Source organism: Paenibacillus sp. QJM3NY_38 (assembly GCF_056173265.1).
In genome coordinates, this window is record NZ_CM149665.1 from 3,964,247 (window position 1) to 3,984,220 (window position 19,974).

Genomic DNA, 19,974 nt, shown 5'->3' on the forward strand with positions numbered 1-19,974 from the left:
TTTAAACGCTTAAACTCCATTGTTATAAAGCAGTACGCATTTTGAGCAAATCGGCATCAGACCGCATGCCAGCACCTCACGCTGTTTCCGAAGATCTTCGCCATGGAAAATATCCGCCACACTATCTTCATACAGATTGCCGACACTGAATTCCGGGAAAAACTTGCACGGATTCACTTTGCCGTCCGGCATTACGTCCATCCGGTTCGAGATCGAGAAGCACTTCGTCCGGTTCATGGCAGGCTTCTCGCTTCCCCGGATAAACCCTTCCACCTCTTCAGGCTCCAGTGCCGGTTGATAGCGTATCCGTACATTCCATACACGCGAATTGACACGTTTCAGCTCTTCGATCAGCGTGTCGAAATGGTCCGGCGAGATGTGGAACGTGAAGGAGTGCCAGCTGTTCTTGTGGTCGTCCGCGAAGCGGGAGGCAAGGTGCGGGAAATGAGCATCGAAGTAGGCGTCCATTTTCTCCGCCGTCCCGGAAGGGATGTACCAAGGGAAGCAGAAATATACCGAATCTACGCCCATCTCTTCGAAGAATTCCATAAAGCTGTATAGCTGGCCGACCATCTGGTCATTTACCGTCAGAGCTACGGACACTTTGCCTTTGTACAGGCCCTGCTTTTGCAAATCCAGCAGCAGCTCTATAGCGTGGATCACTTTCTTGAACGTGCCTTTGCCCCTGATCGCGTCATTCTCTTTCTCGAAGCCTTCCAGGCTGACCAGCATGACCAGATTTTCTGACATTTTCAAGATGGAATCCAGCTTCTTTTCAATGAGGATCGCGTTCGTACAAATTGTTGTATAACGGTCTTCTTTGGCCAGCAGCTCCGCCAGTTCATCAAACTTGGAGTAAAACAGCGGCTCCCCGCCCCACAGGAATACGCGCGATTTGCGTTCTCTCGTTTCGGCCAACAGCTTTTCCACGACAGGAATCTCGATTTCGTCGTTCTTTACTTCTTTGGCAAAACCGTGATGGAAGCCTTCCGGATTCCATTCGAAGCAGTGCTTGCAGCGCAGGTTGCAGCCGTTATTAAGCTTGATCCCGATCTCATATGGCACGGGGGCCGCATATGTCGGATCCTCCTTGAGTTTCCTTCCCGTTTCCGCTAGCGGCACCAGGGTTCTTTTCATATTGCGGAATGTCAGTTTATCAAACGTAACTGCTGTTTTCGGCTGCATAGATGTTCCTCCCATAATGGTTGATTTTTGATCGCTGCTCCAGCAAACATCTGCAAATCTCCTGCAGTTTAGGTTTTGAAAAATCCCGGGCTTTCCACTCCGCAAAACGGATACCGAAACCACGGGATTCCCAATAGGCTGAATTGTGAAGCTCATGGTCGCCGAACGGTTCCAGCATAACAAAAGGGATTCCGAATGCCAGCGAGTCGTTCAGGGTCGCTCCCCCCGGTTTGCTGATGATTGCGGCGCAATTACGCATCAGGTCCGTGTAAGCGGAGTAACTCCCGAGCGGAAACTCCCGGAGAACACCGTCTTCACGGACATAACGGACCATCGGCGGAAACGTGTGACACCCCTGCGCATCCTTGCTCCACGGATCCCAGGAGGCCTCCGTTCCGAAGAAGCGTGTAACCCCGTCGTCCTCCTGTACCTCAGAGGGATCATATACGATCACATCAAGGCTGTGACCGAGCTTTTGAAGTTCTGAGATCGTCCCGGCATAGGTCCCGATCCCCCAGCCACCGCCATGGATCAGAACGCGTCCGGTACGCTGCGCATAAGGCAGAGGTTCTTCTTCGTCCGAAGCAAGGTAGCTGCCCGGCGACAGCTTTGAAGGATCGTAGAACCAGACGTTGTCATAGCCTAGGTATAATGGCTTGTGCACCTTATAAGACGGTGTATCAATCGCATCCAACCGAATCAGTCGAATATCCAGCGGGATGCCCGCAGCTTCCTTATAACGCTCCAGAATCGGCAGCCAGAAACCGGTAAAGACTGCAAAGCGGGAGATACCGGCCTGTCTCCAGCCTTCCAGCATCCTCCGAACCTTCTCCTCGTCCAGAGAAGAGTCAACGGGCTTGGCCAGCTTATGCCCCATACGGGCAACGGAGAAATCAGCATGGAATGCTTTTTTTGTGGACCGAATCTTGTGCCGGACTTCTTCGTGATACAAGTTTTCCAGAACTTGAACGTCTGTTCCGACACCTCGGCTTTGCAGGTACATGTGCAGATGCATAGCCGGAATGTATGCGCCGAGAGAATTCCCGGACGCCAGCAAGGTAACCGAAGATGAATTCATGGGCAGCCTCCAAGCTCCAGTTTTAGTTGTACACTTTTACGGACAAGTCGGCGAGCACCTGCCTCAGGCTTTCGACCAGTTGGCTGCGGTGTCTGTCGTCACAGCCCACCACCGATACATACATCCGCCCTTTCGGTACGCCTCGCTTGTTCTGTACTCCTTCGGCGATACGGCGCCGGTTCAGAATCTCGTTCACCATGACGGTATTGGATGATAGCGGTACGATCCCGTAATCCCCGGGTGTTGTCAACAAAAGACCGGATTCGCATAGAGCCTGCAGGAGTTTCCCGAATGTGAAGCCTCCCGGAAGACCGAGAGAGAAAAACGTAAGCCAGCCGGTAAGGCCGTATGGTTCCGACCATTTATCGAGATAGGCGTTAATCAGTCCCATGGACTTGCGGGCATTGATCTCCACAATGGATACGACCTCTCCATCCTCCAGTACCATGGAGTCAAAGCAGACGAAGCCGTGATAGTCGTCCTCGACAAGAACCCGGAGCGCTTTCTCCATCACGGTAAAATAACCGACGTTCTCAAGCATGCCGATAAAAGCTTCATCGGCTTTGATAGACCCGCTGTAGTTTTGCTGGTGATTCATCATCCGCTGTACGGAGATGAACTCCGTCTTTCCGTTCTCCTGGATGAACCAGTGAGAACTGAAGTCGGTCACCTTCGGCAGCAGGGGCTCCAGCAGGAATTGAACCCGCAATCCGCTCCCCTCCTGTTTATGCAGGTGCTCCGCGATCCTTCGCTGCATGGCTTCACTGTCGATGAGCAGGTTGCCCTTGCCCGAAACACCGAAAGGGTCTTTCAGCAGGTAAGGCCCTTGCTTTAGAAGCTCTGCTCCGATCGCCTCAATTTCCGCAGCGCTGTTTGCCTCCATGCCGCAGCTTTTCTCACCAATTCTAGTCAGAAGCCTGCTCGAGTATATCTTGGAGTTCACACGTACAACCGTCTCCATGTCCGGTAATGAATTAAACGGTTCAGCAGCATGAAGGTAAGCTTCCGTTTCTGCTGTAATTGCGTAGGGCGATAAAATATGTGCGGCGTTGGAGAACAAAGTCTCATCCGGTGATTGTCTTTGCCGTAAATCGTTAGCGGCATATATGGAAGGGATCGATTCCGGCAAAACCACACCCTTTGAATAACCGGCAGCGGCAGTCTTCAGCATCCTGTTTACCGGCAAAAGATCCTGGGCTTGTTCGGCTGCAAGGCTGAACATACACTGTTTGAACACGTCCAATCCTGGTAAAGGTTTAGCCTCTTCGTTCAAATCAAAGTGATAACGGGTCCGAAAAGAAAAACCCAGTCCGTTCAGGTATTCATGCAGCGCAGGATCGATTTTGCAACGCGTGTAAAGGACGTCGTCCGGCCCGCAAAATGGAAAAAGCAGCTCGTCCATGCATAGGACAATCGATTCTCGCTCCTTATCGGGCATCGCGGGCAGCCGGGCCAGCGCCGGATCCCTCCACCGCGTTTCGGGATCGAAGGTACCCATCACGATTTTCGGAATCACACCGGGTTCATGGTTTGACATCTTCGTACAGAGGCTGCTCCTGCGATTGGCAGCTTTTCAGGAACGTGATAAATGTGTCGATCGACTGGAGGTGTTCGTAATCGAATTGGTCATAGTCAATGACCACGTTTAACTGATCTTCGACTTTGAGCATAAACTGGATCATTTGCAGAGAATCGAGGCCTATATCGTTGTTTAGATCCGTTTCGGGGGACAGGCTTTGGCGGAGTTCCGGTTGGTCTTCCTTGATAGAGCACAAAATGTCTACGATATTATCGTACATGACTACACTCCTTTAAAGGGTTAATATACGAGGTACAACCGAATCCTTACGATTAGAGATTCCATTTGAATACAAACTCCTTAGACGATTCCCTCCTTTTTCCATAGTTACAATTATTATCTTCCTGATGTTAAAATCTGTCAACAAAAAATATAACATGATTCGATAGAGTGAACATTGCCGAATGCTGCGCCCGATCTCACGATAAAAAGGAGCTGTAACCTCAAAAAAGGTCACTAGCTCCTTCTACTTATGACGTGGCATATGCTTTATAGTGCCTTGGCAACAGGAAACCAGCCCGGGACACTATTTTAATGTTCGTTTTGGTATGTCCATTTTCTGTCCAGGCATTGAAGCTTTAATCCGTGGCGGCCTCTTGCTCTTTCGGAAGCGGCTTGCCCGCTTCGACCAAACGCTTGTTGCGTGCGAAGAACACAGTAAGCACGAGCATAAACAGTCCGGTACCGACCAGCAGCCATTCAATTTTGACCACGTCGGCAAGCGGTCCGAATATCAGCATCCCGATGGGCATCATGGAAGTCGAGATCATCCCGAAGACACCGAATATCCGACCCAAATAATTTTCGTCCACCTTCTCCTGAAGCATGACGGTGGTCGGCGTATTAAATATGGGCATCGCTACGCCGAACACGGCCATGATGGCTAAGTAAATCCAGAATACAGGGACAATGCCGAGCGCAAAAGTGGATACAGCCATGATGATGCTGGCAATCGCCATCGTGTACACTTTATTTTTGAAGCCGCCCCATGACGCGATGATCCCTCCTCCTGCCATCATACCGACGGAAAACGCGATCTCGATTGCCGTCAAGCGCCATACGTCGTCACCGAAGCTGCGAGTAACCTGCAGCGGAGTCAGAAAGGCAGCAGGTGCCATAAGCACAAAGAAAATAGCGAAGAAGATAAAAAAGGATTTTAAAAAGGCATGCTGTTTAATATACGCCAAGCCCTCCTTGAAGTCGTCCAGGTAGCCGGTGCTTTGCGTATCGGAAGCCTTTTTGTGCAGCGGAATTTTGAGAAAGACAAACAAGGTGAAAATTGCGATCGCAGCCGTAACGACGTCGATAAAAAAGATCACCTCGATCGTTGCCATGATGAGCAAAGCCGCGCTGACGATGGGCGCTACGAACATGGTAAGCGCTTGTAGACTGCCGTTGATGCCGTTAACTTTGGTTAGCTTCTCTTGCGGCACGATTTGAGGCAATATCGCTCCGACCGCTGGTGTCTGAATGCCTGCCCCGAGTGCGCGTACGGCAGAAATGACAAACAGCAGCCAAATCGCTTGGTAGCCAAGCATAAACGTAATGGCCAAAATCAGCGTAACCACCGCGATCATAGCATCCGCAATCATAATGAGTGATTTACGGTTGTAGCGGTCCGCCCAAACGCCAGCAAACGGCGACAGCAAAAACGTCGGAATGAATCCGCAAATAATATACAGCGTCATCATGAGGCCTGACTGCGTAGTTAGTGTAATGTACCACATGATGGCATATTGCACCAAGGCAGATCCAAACAACGACAGTGTCTGGCTGCTTAAGAAGAGAATGATGTTCCTCTTCCAATGGATTTTCTTGTCATCTACGATTTCTGACATCGTCCCACCCTTTCGTGTATGATCTCACGCGAATTATACTCATTTTAACTTAAAACGAAGTGCGATATTTCTTTTTAATTGCTCATTTTACGTCCATCAGAGATCCTCGAATGCGGGAAGACAATTAGGCTCTACCGATTTTCACGAGAAGCTGCGCAAAGATAGGCACACACAGTTTCTTCTCATTAACTGTATAGACAACTTCCAGACTTTTCAACAAATAAACCTTCACTTCGGTGAGGAAGGATATCCTAGAACCATCATGACCACAAAATCGTGTCCGTTGTAATATAAGCGGCTCCCGCCTCTTCAAACGGCTTTGAAATTTCCTGTTCGTTAACGGTCCACATCGAAACGTCAATTCCGGCCCTTCTGCAGTTCCGTACGTCCTCGGGAGTGGTCGAACGATAATCGTAATCCAGAAAGGCAGGCTGCATTCGGCTGATAAGCTCCAGGTCTGCAGCGGCTGGCGGTTTGGACGATAAATAGCCGAGCGGAACCCTTTCGTCGATTGCCCGCACCTTCAACAGATCATCGGCATTGAAACAGATGAAACTGCATTGCCCCAGCATGCCGGAACCGCGGACAAGCGCAACTAACTTCTCCAGATCACGCTCTTGGTGATATTCCTCGATTTCGATAAAGGCATGCATGCCGTAGGACAAACAGACGGACAGCACTTCCTCAAGCGTAGGTATGTGCAGGCTGGAGTAGTTCCCGATCCCATTTCCTGCCACGATATGCAGTTTGCGGATCTCCTCATATGAGAAATCCTTTGTCCTCCCGGTACCGTTCGTCATACGGTCGACGGTGCGGTCATGATGGACGATCCAGCGGCCATCCGTTGTGCAATAGGTATCGCATTCAATGCCCCAGAAATCCGATTTGCCCGCTAATTCAAAGGCTGGGATGGTATTCTCGGGAGCATGCAAACTCAATCCGCGATGGGCGACATATTTGGGTTTACTATTCATCTTTTTGCTCACCTCATAATCCGATTTAGTTGACCATACAAGCGGCAATCATCCTTTGATCGACCCCAGCATGGCTCCTTGATTAAAATGCTTTTGCATAAACGGATAAATAATTAGCAGCGGCAGCGCCGTCAAAATAATCGCCGCCATTTTGGCAGCAGGCGTATATTTATATAACACATTGGTGGCATTGGATATCGTAGGATCATCCTCAACCAGCATCTGCCTTAAAAATACCTGCAGAGGCATTAATTTGGCATCGTTTAAATATAAGATGGCAGAGAAATACGTATTCCAGTTAGTTACAAGATAAAACAAGGTAAAGGTAGCTATAACCGGCATGGACAACGGGACGATTATCGACAAAAACAGACGCCACTCCCCGCTCCCGTCCATTCTGGCCGATTCTTCAAGCTCTAGCGGCATGGACTGAAAGAAACTCCTCATCACAATGACGTTAAAAGGAGCAATCGCCGTGCTTAACCAGATGGCCCAAAAGCTGTCCAGAAGATGAAGCGATCGGACGACCAAATAGGTTGGTATCATGCCGCCCGAGAACAGCATCGTAAAAAACACCATGAAATTCAGTGAATTTCGAAATTTCAGCCACCGCTTGGACAACCCGTATGCCATGAGAGAGGTCAGCACGATATTCAGCGCCGTTCCAACAGCGCTAATGATAACCGCATTGCGGAAGGCGGAGATAAACCCTGGATGCGACAGTAAATACAAGTAACCATCCAGGGTGAACTGCTTGGGTATCACGAAGAAACCGCGCGTCAAATACTCGTATTCCGTCGAGAAAGAAACCGAGAGTACATAAAACAATGGGAAAATAGCCATCGCTGCCGCCAGCAAAAGGATGCTGTAGACCATAATCGTGAACAACAGGTCAAGACCTCTCAGGTGCCGCATTTAAAACACTCCCTCCTGCCCCGTTTTTTTGGCCAGGCGGTTGACGAGCAGCACCATCACCAAGCCGACTGCGGATTTAAACAATCCTACGGCTGTCGAATAACTGTAATCGCCTTGAACCAGACCCGTTTTGTATATGAATGTTTCAAATACCTCGGATACATCTTGATTCATCGGATTCTGCAGCAAAAAAATATGTTCGAAACCAAGGTCCAACATGTGTCCGAACCGTAAAATAAACATAATGACAATGACGCTTTGCAGGCCGGGAAGCGTAATATGCCAAACTTGGCGCCAACGGTTTGCGCCATCCATCATAGCCGCCTCATACAATGTCGGGTCTATGCCCGATAAAGCTGCGAGATAAATAATCGCTCCCCATCCAGCACCCTGCCAAATATTTTGGACTAGCCAGACCCACCGAAAATACCGGGGATCCGTCATCCATTCAATTCGATCCAGTCCAACATTCTCCAATAATTGATTGAAACCTCCGGAGCCGGTTGCGAATAACACAATGGTAATGCCGACGATTACGACCCAGGAAATAAAATTGGGCGCATATAAAATGGTTTGGACAGCCGTCTTGAAACGCTTCGCTCTAACCTCATTCAACAGCAGCGCGACCAGAATAGGAGCCGGAAAAAAGAACAGTACATCCAGCAGATTGAGGAGCAGCGTATTTTTGAGCAGCAGCAGGAAATCGCCTTCGGCAAACAATCTGCGAAAATAATGAAGTCCTACCCACTCGCTTCCTGCAATTCCCTTGAACGGGCTATATTCCAGGAAGGCAACGGAGATCCCGAACATCGGAATATATTTGAAAATGATAAAAAAGAGAATACCCGGCAGTATCATGAAATAGATTGGAAATGCCCTTTTCCAGTAAGCATTCATTCATTCAATCCTCCATTGTTATAAACCTGACAGAATTAATAAAAGGACCCGAGCAGCTGGAGCCGCTCGGGTCCTTCAGGCGAACGTTATGGATTCGCTGTATAAGCGGCATTCACTTCCTCCATGATCTTGTCTCCGCCGTCTCGCTTCCATTCCGCGATCGCTTCATCTATACGTTCCACCGGTTTTTTGCCTGCAATGATTTCGATGACGGATTTATGGAAACTTTCGTTTAGGGCTGTCCCCTTCGCCAAGTATGTGGCTGACGAGAAGATGTAAGCGTCGGACGCGTTCTTATATGGATATTTGCCTGCGTTATCAATGGATTGCTCCATTTCCTTTGCCCAAGTCGGGTCGCTCCATTTGTACGTGTTAAACGTATTGGAATTGTTTCGCAATACCCAGTTCCACAAGAGACTTTGACGCCCCTCACCTTCAGCCTTCAATTCATCGGTCATCTCATAAGCTCCATTGCTGTTTTTCTTGTAATGGATATTTTCAATTCCATTCTTGAGGATGTCTTCCCCTTCGGGAGAAACCCACCAATCGAACATTTCCAGAATGCGATCCCGCTTCTCAGCATCGACGTCCTTGCTTAAAACGACCTTAATGGTTCCGCTCGTAGGCGTGGATGTGCCCCGCGTTCCGTTTGCTCCCATCGGCGGCGCCAGCTCCACGAACTCGGCTCCTGGGGAAATGGTCTGCAGCTGCTGATTGGTTTGTTGGCTAAACTGATAATGCATGTCGGCAAAGCCTACTTTACCTTGCGCGTATTTCTCATTGAAATTCGTGTTGGTAATGAAGTCTTTGTCAAGCACGCCTTCCTTATAGGCGCGATTCATGAAAGTAAGGAATGCTTTCCATTCTTCCGATTGGGTTTGCATCGGTATCAGCTGGCCGCCCTTTTCCTTCCAGCCGTTCGCCAATCCGAATGCTGCAAACAGCTCCGGTATTCCCATAAGGCTCGAGTTGCCAAGCGCCGAGAATCCGAAGGTATCGTTCTTCCCGTTGCCGTCCGGATCCTGGGTCGTGAAAGCTTTGGCTATTTCATAAAAAGTATCGATGGTGAATTGCTCTGCAGTGGGTACGGGGATTCCCAGCTTAGTAAGCCAGTCCGCTCTTACATAAATTGTGTTTTGGGCTGTGGCGTATATCGGAATGCCGAAGATTTGATCTTTCGGGTTCAGCAGCGCCCATTCTTCCGGCTTTGCTATGTTTTGCAAATTTGAATATTCGGGTAAATGCGGCTTTAAATCCAGGAACACGCCCTGCTCCACCCATTTCAAGTATAGGCTTGGACTATCCATGCGTATAATATCCGGCAGTTTGCCGGATGCGGCGATCACGTTCAGTTTCTCGGCAAAATTGGCATTCGGAACCCATTGAATCTGCAAATCCACATTAAATTTTTCATTGATATGCTTGATAATCGGATGATGGTTGTCCGGCCAGCCCCCACCCTTCCATGAAGCGATCATCATATCGATTTTTATTTTCTTGGAATCGTCTTTCTCTCCGTTCGCACCGGAAGCCGTACCTGCATCCTCTTTTCCCGTGGATGTGCATCCAACGATCGACAATAACACCAGACTCATAACCAGGATCATTGATAACGTTCTTTTCACTTCGGGTGACCTCCATTACGAATTTTTGGAATTTGTCCTTCATGCATCTTTAATATATCTTGTTGTCCGGGGTCACTTTTTCACATAATGATGATGTTTTTATCCGAATTTCTGATCATGTGTTTGTCTTTTTTGGGAATCGAAGCGTGACTTTGCTTCCTTGTCCCGATACTGAATGCACGCATACGCCGTATGGAGGGCCGTATTTTAAAGCCATTCGGGCATGGACATTGAGGATGCCAACCGATTCCTCGTGGTCCGATGGCTCTGCCTGTTGTTCCACATACTTCATTCTCTGTACAATCCGCTGCAATTCTTCTTCTGGAAAACCACTGCCGTTATCCGTAACGTCAATGATAAGGTCGCCATCCTTCTCATATGCCTCCACCGCGATATGGGCATTTCCGTTTCTTGGTTCAACCGCATACTTTACACTGTTCTCTACGATCGGCTGCAGCGACAGCTTGATAATCCGGCAATCCATGCAGGATTCAGGCACCGATATCCGGCTTCGAAAATGATCGAACCGGATATGAATGATATCCAAAAAATTTTGCAAATTTCGCAGCTCATCCCGCAGCAGCACTTCGGAACCGGGCATCTTCGATGTATATCGATACACACCCGCAAGCCTTGTCACCATTCTCTCAATCGTCGGCACCTTCTCGATAAAGGCGATGCTTTTGATAATTTCCAACGTATTGTAGAGCAAATGCGGGTTGATCTGATTCTGCAGTGCCTGGATATGGGCATCCCTTTGCCGCAGCTGCAGCTGCATCTCGTTGATCTCAAGATGATGTACCGTGTGAATGAGTTCATTCAGCCTTGCCGTCATCTGATTAAAGCTGCCGTTAAGCTGCTGAATCTCGTCTTTGCCTTCAACCAACTCCGCACGGACATTCGTGTCGCCGGTCTCCACCTGTTTCATCAGGTTCCGCAAGCGAAGAATGGGACGGACGACTTGGCTGACCATCCTCGGAATAAACAACAACGATACGATAATAATGCCTGTCATCACAAAGAACGTTGCCTTGCGCGCGAAGTCCAGCCCGCTCGCCATTTCATGCATGGGTACAGAAGCAACCATATTCCAGCCGGTCACTTCCGAGCGGTTCCCGGAGATCAGAATTTTCTCTCCGTTCCGTTTGATTACAGCATCCTGCTCACCGAGCGGCAGTGCACCCAGAGCGGTGTCCTCGACACGTTGACCGGCCAAGTTCATGTCCGGGTGATACACGATCTCTCCTGTTGAATCGACAATAAAAAAGAACCCCGTTCTCCCGAGTCTCGTCTGTCCGAGAATGTCTTGAATTTCGGTAATGGATAAAGCGATGTTCAAATTTCCGACGAGCTTGAGGGAATTCGGATCAAATATGGGCACAATCAGCGTAATATAGGGGTATGCAGCCATGACGGCATCTTCATGACGGTAGTGTGAGGGGACGATGTTCAGCTTATCGGATAAGGGGCTGCTTAGCCATGGCGAGTACTTAATCATGGCATGATTCAAGGCGTGATCTTTCGAATAAATCAATCGGTCGTCCAGTGAACGGAGTACAATCCCCAGGACATTAGAATAGTTGATGGCAATATACTTTGACATGATGCCCTCGACGAGCGCTTCCTGTTCTCTACTGAACATTTCACCGCTAATGAGCCATTTCTGCAGAAGTCCGCTCTCCGGATTGTCGCCGAGCAGCGAATTGGAGGGCAGCGGACCGGCAATCGATGCATATGTCGATTGGGCCATTTGCGTAAAATACCGGTCGAGCTGATGATTAATCCGGGCCGTAGAATCCTGGGTAATCATATAAAAATCATCTTTTGCCGATTCTGTATAGTAATAGGACGTGAAAACTGCCATCAGTGAAATGGAAATAAAGCTAACGGACAGCACCAACCCGAGGATCTTCGTCTGAAAAGAGAAACGGTGATGCCAGTTACGCCATTTCATGAGCCCATCCTCCTTCTGTATTCGAGGGGAGCAACTCCGGTATGCGCTTTGAATACTCGTGTGAAATATGGCGAAGAGGTGTACCCGACGATTTCCGCAATCTCGGATACAGCGTACGAGGTAGTTCTCAGCAGCTTTTTGGCCTCATCCATACGCAATCGATTGACATAACCGACGAGTGAGCTGCCCGTATGTTTTTTGAATAACGCGCTGAAATGGGAAATGCTGAAATTCGTTAGATTCGCCATTTCCGTGAGCGACAGATTCGATTTATAATTTGCCTCAATGTACCGGCACGATTGGGCAATGGCCTCAGGCAGGCTCGCTTTCCCCATTCCCGGATACTCGAGGTACCATTTTTCCAGCAGCGCCATGTAGTATTTCTGGATGGCCCCATCATCATTAGATACATATTTAGGGATGTCCTCGGACGCAACGCCGATTTCATTCAACAGGCTCTTGAGCTTGGTCTCCATAATATTCAGCAGCCCAATCCGGGCATTTTTGCTCAGAGCATGTAATCTTAAGACGGACTGAATTAGGTGGCTTTGCTTTTGCATGAGAGTATCAAGCGCCAATCCCTGGTTGTTATCCAATAGCGACTGGAACTTGACGATATAGTCGTTCAGGTCCTTCAGAGATTCCAGCTTCTCCTTGGATCTGCTTAGCGCTTCGGTCAGGGTTTCAAATTCTACCGGCTTTAGCAAATACTCCGAAACGCCATAGCTCATGGCCTTCTGGGCATATTGAAAATTGTCGTAGCCGCTGATAATCACGGATACAAGTGGAATCCGATGCTCCGCTATTCGCTTGATCAAAGATAACCCGTCCAGCTCAGGCATCATGATATCCGTAATCAAGAGCATCGGCCACACTTCCTGAATCATGCTCCACGCTTCTTTTCCATTGCTGCATTCCCCTACCACCTGGAATTCCTCACCGGCGGATTTCACCATCTCGACGATTCCTTTCAAGACCCATGGTTCATTTTCGGCTATCAGAACGGTGTACATTTGTGCGATAAACCTCCATCGTTGGCAATTATCCAGGTTTCTCAGGATATAAAGAGGATTTCGTGAATGCATGATATTTTCCTGCTTTTACATAGCGGTGATGTATGATCAAGGCTTTAACCCTCGTGATTCGATGATTGCGCTTCTTCTTTTGAAGCAAAATAAATGGGGTTTGTCACTGCCGCCATCGACAAGCCATCGGCCAGATCGAGATTCCGCCAAATTTCTGCCCGCAGAAATCTCCTATGCATGGCGTTAACCATCAGTGTAACACCTCCGTCCGAGTCAACAGAAGTTTCTTCCTCGAGACCGCGCTCGCTGTACAGACGAATCCGATCGCCCGGAATCAATTCATCCAGTTGAACGACCACCTTGTGATCGGCGTGCCCATAGGGCACTTCATCACCAATCCCGTATTCGCCGCACTGAAGGGTGGCAAAGGGACCGTCTGGCGAATAAGTGATAACGACATGGCCTTCCGCAATACCGTTCAGCACGCCTTCCACCGTTTTTTCATCGGTCCAGACCCATACGCATGGCATCGCATGCTTCACATATGAATCCGGTCGATGCACATCGCTTCCGCCAACGGCTACCAGGCGTCTCCCCGCGACAAGCTGTTCCTGCCACCAAGAAAGCGCACGTCTGTTGTGCTCTCTCCAAGGCCCGTTCCAAATTTCTACCCAGTCGTAATCCACATCGAAATCCCACACCCACGGGCAGTTATCGCAGTGCGTATGGTTGAGCACAATCTTGGCCCCCCGCTCGCGGGCGACTCGAAACTTCTCGTGCACATCGGAAATTCCCGATACGCGAAAATCATCCATGGGGCTCGTCACGCCAAGAAAATTACTATGACCATAATTCGTCGTAAACTCCGTACCTGGTATCATCAGTACCGAGGTAGCGCGGGGATAAGCAAGGTTTTGGCTGTTCGTATTGTGATCGGTCATGGCTATAAAATCGCAGCCCAAACTCTCCATCATAGCCGCATTCTCTTCCAGGGTATAAGTGCCGTCGCTATGAACGCTATGCGTGTGAAGATCTCCCTTCAGCCAGCGCGATGTCTTGTAGGTAAACTCGATTTCTATCGTGACCGTACAACCCTGAGCGGGAACCTTGTAGGCGTTATGGAGAATAGCCCAATCCCCTGGGGCCAACCGTCCAGGCTGATACCCTGGAGTCGCTTGATTCAGACCGATGCTAAATTCCTGACGTGCCCCTCCGCTCCAGCCTCTTACTCTCTCGGCATCCCGGATCCCTAGATCAATGACGGCTTTTGCGGCTTCATCGCCATGGGATTCCACTTGATAGCTCACGTGGATTTCTTCGACACGCTCCGGCATTTGGAACGGAACTTCGATGTACGTACTTTGTTCCGAATGCTCAATATATCGTTTGAAAGTCGATATGTTCATTCGCTCGATTTGTTTGGTCACACGACTGCCTCCTCAATTCTGCTTATTCTTTATTTGCGCCGACAAACATTCCTTTGACAAAATACTTTTGCACATACGGATAGATAATGATTAGCGGAAGAAGCGCAATGACGATCCCTGCCATTCTGACATTGGTCGTGATAAGAAAATTGCTCGAGGTCGAATCGGTATCGACAATGAGCGATTTCAACGCGATCTGCAGCGTATATTTGGACGAGTCATTTATATACAGGAGGGCTGGCGTGAATTGGTTCCAGCGGCTGACAAATTCAAACAGCGTAACGGTTGCCAGCCCTGCTCTCGCAAGCGGCAAGTACATCGTAAAGAAAATCCGAAGATCCCCGGCTCCATCGATCCGGGCCGATTCCGACATCTCGTAAGGGACGCTCAAAAAGAAATTTCGCATGAGCACGACGCTGAAGCCGGATACGAAACCCGAAAGTATCAATGAGGACAGCGTGTTTAGGAGACCTAAATCCTGATTCACGATATACAGCGGGATCATGATCGCCTCGCTCGGAATCATCATCGTTAACAGGATCGCGGATAACATCCACTTTTTTCCGGGAAGCCCTTTTTGAATCAGCACATAGCCAGCCATAGAACTTAGGAACACATGACCTACGGTACCGACAACGGTCACAATGACATTGTTCGTAAATGGCAAATAAAGCTTCATGCGGTTCCACACCGTGGAGAATCCCTCCAGGCTGAATTCCTTGGGCCACAGTACGATCCCGGGCTGCATGGAAGCAAAATTTGATGAAAATGCAAGTGCAAGCGTATTTAGAAAAGGAATAACCATGGTTGAAACGAGCAGAAGGAGGAACAGAATATTAACCGCATCAAACACACGGCCCGGCAAGCTGATTTTATTCGTTGATTTCATATACCGACTCACCCTTCATCGTAGCGGATCACCGCTCTTGTTACGTACGTTAGCGCGAATGTTGCCAAAATCACCAGGAAGCCGGCCGCCGTAGCAGGTCCAACGCTAAATTCCAATATCCCCTTTTGGTAGGTGTACATCATAATGACATCGACTTTATTGGCAATGGCGCCGTTACTCATCACGAATATTTGATCAAACAAACGCAGGATTCCCAAAACGTTCAACATGATGACCACTTTCATGGTGGAGCGAAGCATCGGAATCGTTACATATCGTATCCTTTGCCAGCGACTGGCTCCGTCCATGCTCGCAGCCTCATACAGCGATGGATTGATGTTTACGATGGCGGCCAGGTACATAATGCAGGTATACCCCATTTCTTTCCAGCCAGAAGTTAGGATCATGACGGAGCGGGCATAACGGTCCGAAGACAGGAACCCGACCGGCTGACCGCCAAAGAGCTGAATGATTTGGTTCACGATGCCCGTATCCGGAGACAGCAGTAGAATCCACATTCCGCCTACGACAACCCAAGAGAATAAATGAGGTAAATAGACGATCATCTGGGTCATTTTTTTGAACCAGGCGGAAGCCACTTCATTTAAGGAGAGCGCGAGAATCAGCGGCAGCAAGAAGTTGATGATAAAACTTCCGGCGCCGATCACGATCGTATTCTGAAAAACTTCCCAAAAACCCGGATCCTTTAGCACACTCAGATAATTATCGATGCCGATGAACGGACGATCTCCGATAAGCCGGTAATCTTGAATGCTGATAACAAGTCCCCGGGCAAGCGGATAAAAGGAAAAGATGAGGAAGTAGGCCAGGATAGGAAGCATCATAAAGTATAGGGTTTTGTATTTGAATATGGCTTTCACGGAATTTCGCCCCCTTATTAAAAAAATAAAGAAGGGCGCGGCGTCATCACCGCCCCTCCTCTTCATGCTTTAATCGATAAGTCCGCCTGCTTTAAGCTCTTCTCGCATTTTTTTTACGGCGTCGGCAGCCGGCATCTCGCCCATGATCGCTTTGAAGGAATATTCATTGATAATCTTCTCGGCATTCGCCCAATTCGGAGGCGTTAATTCCAATGCAGCGTATTGATCGACGAGATCCTGCGCTTCTTGGACGCCCGGCAGTTTACCGAAAGGCGGTTCGACGTTGCGGTTATACCAGAAAGGAACGCCATGGTCGGAAGCATGCTCTTTACCGGTTTGGGTCAATTCGTATTTGCCGTTGGCAACCGTGTAATCCACATCCTTTATGCCTAAGCTGCCCAGCGTAATACCTTCCTCGGAATGCCACCATTCAATGAATTCAAAGGCTGTTTTCGGATGCTCCGCATTGACGGGAATAACCCAAACATCCGGATCGCCTCTGCGCAGCATGTGGTTGCCGTTTGCGTCGGCTGCACCAGGCAAGCCCTTCGCTTCGAATTTCGTATTCGGATCTTGTTCCTGGCGCGTATTGTTCAGCATGCCTACCCAAGCGTCCCAGTACGTAATCATGCCGACCCGGTCGGTCAGGAACAGGTCTCGCATTTTACCGGTGTCATTCGTGGTAAAGTTCGGATCCAGAATGCCTTCCTCAAACAGCTTGTTCAGCCATTCATAAACCGGGATGGCCGCATCTGTAGAATATGGAACGTCCAGCTTGCCGTCCGCCGTTTCCACATATCGTTGTTTCAAGCCCGCTGCGCTGAAGAAACCCTGCAGTTCATACATGCCGGCCGTGCTGAGTCCGTACGTGTCTTTTTTGCCGTTTCCGTCCGGATCTTGTTCGGTGAACGCTTTGAGGACGTTATAATAATCGTCCAGCGTTGCAGGCTCCGGCAGGTTTAATTCGTCCAGCCAGTCCTTGCGAACGATCGGCATCGTTCCTCCCTGGTACTTGGTGAACACGCCGTAGATCTGGCCATCCTTCGTCTTTACTTGTTCCCACTCATTCGCGGGAATGACGTTTGGATCCGACAGCACCTTGGAGGCGTTCACTTGATCGGTCAGCGGCGTAAGAATTCCTTGTTCAACGAAGGTGGACATCTTCTCTTTGCTGATTTGCAGCAGGTCGAATTTTTCTCCGGAAGCGATCGCTGCAAGCAGCTTCTGGTCATAGTCAGCTGCCGGCTTGTTCATCGTTACCTTGATGCCGGTTAGACGCTCGATTTCCTGCTCGAACTGCGTATTCTCTTCAGGCGTTTTGCCGCCGATGACCCCCGTCATGATTTTGAGGGTGCGTTCTTCTTTCGATGCAGCTTGCGATGCGGCATTGCTGCCCTCCTGATTACTGCTGCCTGGACTCGGGGAACAGCCCGCAAGCAGCCCACCGAATAGAGATACAGCCATGATCGCGATCATGATTTTGTTTCGTTTTACCAAGCTAACCACTCCTTATTCGTCATTAGGAAAGAACTTTGCAGGAATCCCTCACTACAAGCTGTGCGGGGATGATGATTTGCCTGTGGACACGTTTATCGCTTATTTTCTCGATCAACAGCTTGGCTGCTTCGGCTCCAAGCGTCTCTGCCGACAACTCCACGGATGTCAGCTTTGGATTCATATCTTGAGCTAAAATCGCATCATTGCTGAGGGCGATGACCGATAACTGTTCGGGCACATCAATATCAAGCTCCCTGGCTGCCCTCAGCACGCCAAGAGCCACTCTGTCCGTATCGGTAATGACTGCCGTATAGTTCATGTTTCCATAGGTGTTCATGATGGACATGTATCCGTATTCCGTGCCGTTGGCATGCAGTTTGTGGTTATAGTACATCACGTACTCTTCGCGCATCGGCAGACCGTACTGGCGATAAGCTTCCAATAAGCCATGTTTTCGATCATAGGACACGGTCATATCGGAGGCTGCATTCAGGAAGAGGATGGATTGATGTCCTCCTTGAAGCAAATAATCTCCTACCTGATGAGCCACTTTCGTGTTGTTGTTATCCACGTAGCTGATCGAATCGTCATATGGATCCGACCGCCCTACCAGCACAAGGGGTGTGCCCATCATCAGATACCGTTGGATACGCAAATCATTCTTTCGCGGGTTGAGCAGAATGACGCCATCGACAGGATCCTGTGAATACATCGTAGGATCATCCTGCTCGGGTAAAGTGTCGAGCACTAAGCGGTAGCCCTGCTTGGAGCATTCCTTGATGACACCGTTAATCAACTGAGTATCGAAAGCCGTCATCGTCCCATCAGGCGGGAGAGGGATCTTGAGGCCGATGCTCATCGTCCTCTTGATCGCGAGGCTTCGGGCCAGATGATTCGGGAAATATCCCAGCTCTTGGGCTACCTCCAGTACCCGCTCCGTCACTTGCTGGCTGATCGGCCTTTTTTTGCTGAACACACTGGATACGGTCCCCTTGGATACACCAGCCCTCTTGGCAACGTCATCAATGGTAGCCATCTATGGTTGTTCCTTTCTCTAGCAAATTCTCATTGCCTGCTGGATCATTAAACCGGTTTAATAACCCTACGTCATTGATTGTAAAAAAGAATAATTTAATAGAATGCAGGTTTTTGTTAATTAAAAATTAAAATCTCTGCACCAGCTTGATGAAGGATGCTGCTCTTGTTTTTTCTCGGCACACCAAAAAAGCCGCCTATGGCGACTTTCTACGCATGTATATTCATGTGAACCCGACCCCTATCGTGTCCGGGTTGCCATATTAGTTATTTTCGATTGGCATCGCTTTACTTTATAGCGGTTCGCATCGGGTCTCCCGCCTAATTATGAGTAAGAAACTATTATACTAACTCCGTGCGGACCGTGATTCCGCTATTTGTGAGCAAAGGTGCTAAATATAAGATTAAGCGGACACAGGTTCCGCTATTACCGGTATATCACCGCAAAAACAGAGAAAAAACCGAGAATAACGGATTCTGTGTCCGCTAAGCATTGAAATTGGTGTATTTGTTTGGAAATAGCGGACCTCCTGTCCGCTTACATCAGTGCACCTGCCTATTTTTACTTCCAATTTGAAAAAAGGGCTATTGTTAATAGGGCTATTAATAACTCTGCCACAGTTGATCCTTTAGAAGAACCCGATGCATTTATCCATATAACCATCTTATTCATATAACCATCTTATTCATATAACCATCTTATTCATATAACCATCTTATCCTTAAACTTCTTCATATCCATCACTTTGGTCGAGTATTCTATTGCATGTATTTTCTCCTTGATATAGAAAATAAAATCCTAAACGCCTGGAAAAAGCAGCAGAGACCTGTCCATTGACGGGTCCCTGCTGCTTCTGTGTTTACCTATATCTCGCGAGAAAACTAAACATTTTCCAGAAAAAAGTATGGTTAAACGTTCTCTATTCGCTTATGCCAGGGTTGTGCTTCGAATCGAGTCCATAACCGCATACACCAGGTCTAGCTTCGTATCCAGTCCATATTCACTTACGCCAGCTCTATTCTTCGTATCAAGTCTATATTCACCTATGCCATGTTTATGCGTCGTATCGAGTCCATATTCACCTACGCCAGCTTAATGCTTCGAATCGAGTCCATAACCGCATACACCAGGTCTAGCTTCGAATCCAGTCCATTTTCGCTTACGCCAGGCTTAT

General features: G+C 48.7%; 16 protein-coding genes. All 16 read right to left on the reverse strand.

All coding sequences use genetic code 11. The annotated features are described in order from the left end of the window. Positions 1-9: 9 nt before the first annotated feature. The 16 genes from AC0VZ8_RS18245 to AC0VZ8_RS18320 all read right to left on the reverse strand — a co-directional run bounded on the left by AC0VZ8_RS18245 (position 10) and on the right by AC0VZ8_RS18320 (position 18,800). On the reverse strand, positions 10-1,185 hold the full coding sequence (locus AC0VZ8_RS18245) for a radical SAM protein (RefSeq protein WP_339217770.1): 1,176 nt from the start codon (positions 1,183-1,185) through the stop codon (positions 10-12). Further along, on the reverse strand, positions 1,157-2,263 hold the full coding sequence (locus AC0VZ8_RS18250; protein WP_475483938.1) for a hypothetical protein: 1,107 nt from the start codon (positions 2,261-2,263) through the stop codon (positions 1,157-1,159). The genes AC0VZ8_RS18245 and AC0VZ8_RS18250 overlap by 29 nt, the downstream gene beginning before the upstream one ends. A 22-nt stretch (positions 2,264-2,285) precedes the next feature. Then, a complete protein-coding gene (locus AC0VZ8_RS18255; RefSeq protein WP_475483939.1) occupies positions 2,286-3,800 on the reverse strand; it encodes a hypothetical protein in 1,515 nt (504 codons plus the stop codon). Next, positions 3,787-4,062 carry an acyl carrier protein gene (locus tag AC0VZ8_RS18260; protein WP_475483940.1) on the reverse strand — a complete coding sequence of 92 codons (276 nt, stop codon included), beginning with the start codon at positions 4,060-4,062 and terminating at the stop codon, positions 3,787-3,789. Before AC0VZ8_RS18260 ends, AC0VZ8_RS18255 begins: the two co-directional genes overlap by 14 nt. Before the next feature lie 358 nt (positions 4,063-4,420). Then, positions 4,421-5,680: an MFS transporter gene (locus AC0VZ8_RS18265; protein WP_475483941.1), complete on the reverse strand. Its 1,260-nt coding sequence runs from the start codon at positions 5,678-5,680 to the stop codon at positions 4,421-4,423. Positions 5,681-5,940: 260 nt separating this feature from the next. Further along, the gene (locus AC0VZ8_RS18270) at positions 5,941-6,654 is read right to left on the reverse strand and encodes a glycerophosphodiester phosphodiesterase (protein ID WP_475483942.1); all 714 of its coding nucleotides are present in this window, start codon (positions 6,652-6,654) and stop codon (positions 5,941-5,943) included. A 48-nt stretch (positions 6,655-6,702) separates the two neighbouring features. Continuing rightward, on the reverse strand, positions 6,703-7,569 hold the full coding sequence (locus tag AC0VZ8_RS18275; protein WP_475483943.1) for a carbohydrate ABC transporter permease: 867 nt from the start codon (positions 7,567-7,569) through the stop codon (positions 6,703-6,705). Further along, positions 7,570-8,466, reverse strand: a complete 897-nt coding sequence (locus tag AC0VZ8_RS18280) for an ABC transporter permease (RefSeq protein ID WP_260068325.1) — start codon at positions 8,464-8,466, stop codon at positions 7,570-7,572. It abuts the gene before it with no gap. A gap of 86 nt (positions 8,467-8,552) precedes the next feature. Beyond that, positions 8,553-10,091 carry an extracellular solute-binding protein gene (locus tag AC0VZ8_RS18285; RefSeq protein WP_475483944.1) on the reverse strand — a complete coding sequence of 513 codons (1,539 nt, stop codon included), beginning with the start codon at positions 10,089-10,091 and terminating at the stop codon, positions 8,553-8,555. A 115-nt stretch (positions 10,092-10,206) separates the two neighbouring features. Continuing rightward, on the reverse strand, positions 10,207-12,045 hold the full coding sequence (locus AC0VZ8_RS18290; RefSeq protein ID WP_260068323.1) for a cache domain-containing sensor histidine kinase: 1,839 nt from the start codon (positions 12,043-12,045) through the stop codon (positions 10,207-10,209). Further along, positions 12,042-13,058: a response regulator transcription factor gene (locus AC0VZ8_RS18295; RefSeq protein WP_475483945.1), complete on the reverse strand. Its 1,017-nt coding sequence runs from the start codon at positions 13,056-13,058 to the stop codon at positions 12,042-12,044. Before AC0VZ8_RS18295 ends, AC0VZ8_RS18290 begins: the two co-directional genes overlap by 4 nt. A 116-nt stretch (positions 13,059-13,174) precedes the next feature. Further along, on the reverse strand, positions 13,175-14,497 hold the full coding sequence (locus tag AC0VZ8_RS18300) for a CehA/McbA family metallohydrolase (protein WP_475483946.1): 1,323 nt from the start codon (positions 14,495-14,497) through the stop codon (positions 13,175-13,177). A gap of 22 nt (positions 14,498-14,519) precedes the next feature. Then, positions 14,520-15,386, reverse strand: coding sequence for a carbohydrate ABC transporter permease (locus AC0VZ8_RS18305; RefSeq protein ID WP_475483947.1), 867 nt, complete (start codon positions 15,384-15,386; stop codon positions 14,520-14,522). Positions 15,387-15,394: 8 nt separating this feature from the next. After that, the gene (locus AC0VZ8_RS18310; protein WP_260068319.1) at positions 15,395-16,267 is read right to left on the reverse strand and encodes an ABC transporter permease subunit; all 873 of its coding nucleotides are present in this window, start codon (positions 16,265-16,267) and stop codon (positions 15,395-15,397) included. A 69-nt stretch (positions 16,268-16,336) separates the two neighbouring features. Then, positions 16,337-17,764, reverse strand: coding sequence for an extracellular solute-binding protein (locus AC0VZ8_RS18315; protein WP_475483948.1), 1,428 nt, complete (start codon positions 17,762-17,764; stop codon positions 16,337-16,339). Positions 17,765-17,786: 22 nt separating this feature from the next. After that, positions 17,787-18,800: a LacI family DNA-binding transcriptional regulator gene (locus AC0VZ8_RS18320; RefSeq protein WP_475483949.1), complete on the reverse strand. Its 1,014-nt coding sequence runs from the start codon at positions 18,798-18,800 to the stop codon at positions 17,787-17,789. Between the last annotated feature and the right edge of the window lie 1,174 nt (positions 18,801-19,974).

Coding starts and splice junctions, on each gene's coding strand:
- AC0VZ8_RS18245 (WP_339217770.1), bottom strand. CDS start 1,185: ATGCAGCCGAAAACAGCAGTTACGTTTGATAAACTGACATTCCGCAAT.
- AC0VZ8_RS18250 (WP_475483938.1), bottom strand. CDS start 2,263: ATGAATTCATCTTCGGTTACCTTGCTGGCGTCCGGGAATTCTCTCGGC.
- AC0VZ8_RS18255 (WP_475483939.1), bottom strand. CDS start 3,800: ATGTCAAACCATGAACCCGGTGTGATTCCGAAAATCGTGATGGGTACC.
- AC0VZ8_RS18260 (WP_475483940.1), bottom strand. CDS start 4,062: ATGTACGATAATATCGTAGACATTTTGTGCTCTATCAAGGAAGACCAA.
- AC0VZ8_RS18265 (WP_475483941.1), bottom strand. CDS start 5,680: ATGTCAGAAATCGTAGATGACAAGAAAATCCATTGGAAGAGGAACATC.
- AC0VZ8_RS18270 (WP_475483942.1), bottom strand. CDS start 6,654: ATGAATAGTAAACCCAAATATGTCGCCCATCGCGGATTGAGTTTGCAT.
- AC0VZ8_RS18275 (WP_475483943.1), bottom strand. CDS start 7,569: ATGCGGCACCTGAGAGGTCTTGACCTGTTGTTCACGATTATGGTCTAC.
- AC0VZ8_RS18280 (WP_260068325.1), bottom strand. CDS start 8,466: ATGAATGCTTACTGGAAAAGGGCATTTCCAATCTATTTCATGATACTG.
- AC0VZ8_RS18290 (WP_260068323.1), bottom strand. CDS start 12,045: ATGAAATGGCGTAACTGGCATCACCGTTTCTCTTTTCAGACGAAGATC.
- AC0VZ8_RS18295 (WP_475483945.1), bottom strand. CDS start 13,058: ATGTACACCGTTCTGATAGCCGAAAATGAACCATGGGTCTTGAAAGGA.
- AC0VZ8_RS18305 (WP_475483947.1), bottom strand. CDS start 15,386: ATGAAATCAACGAATAAAATCAGCTTGCCGGGCCGTGTGTTTGATGCG.
- AC0VZ8_RS18320 (WP_475483949.1), bottom strand. CDS start 18,800: ATGGCTACCATTGATGACGTTGCCAAGAGGGCTGGTGTATCCAAGGGG.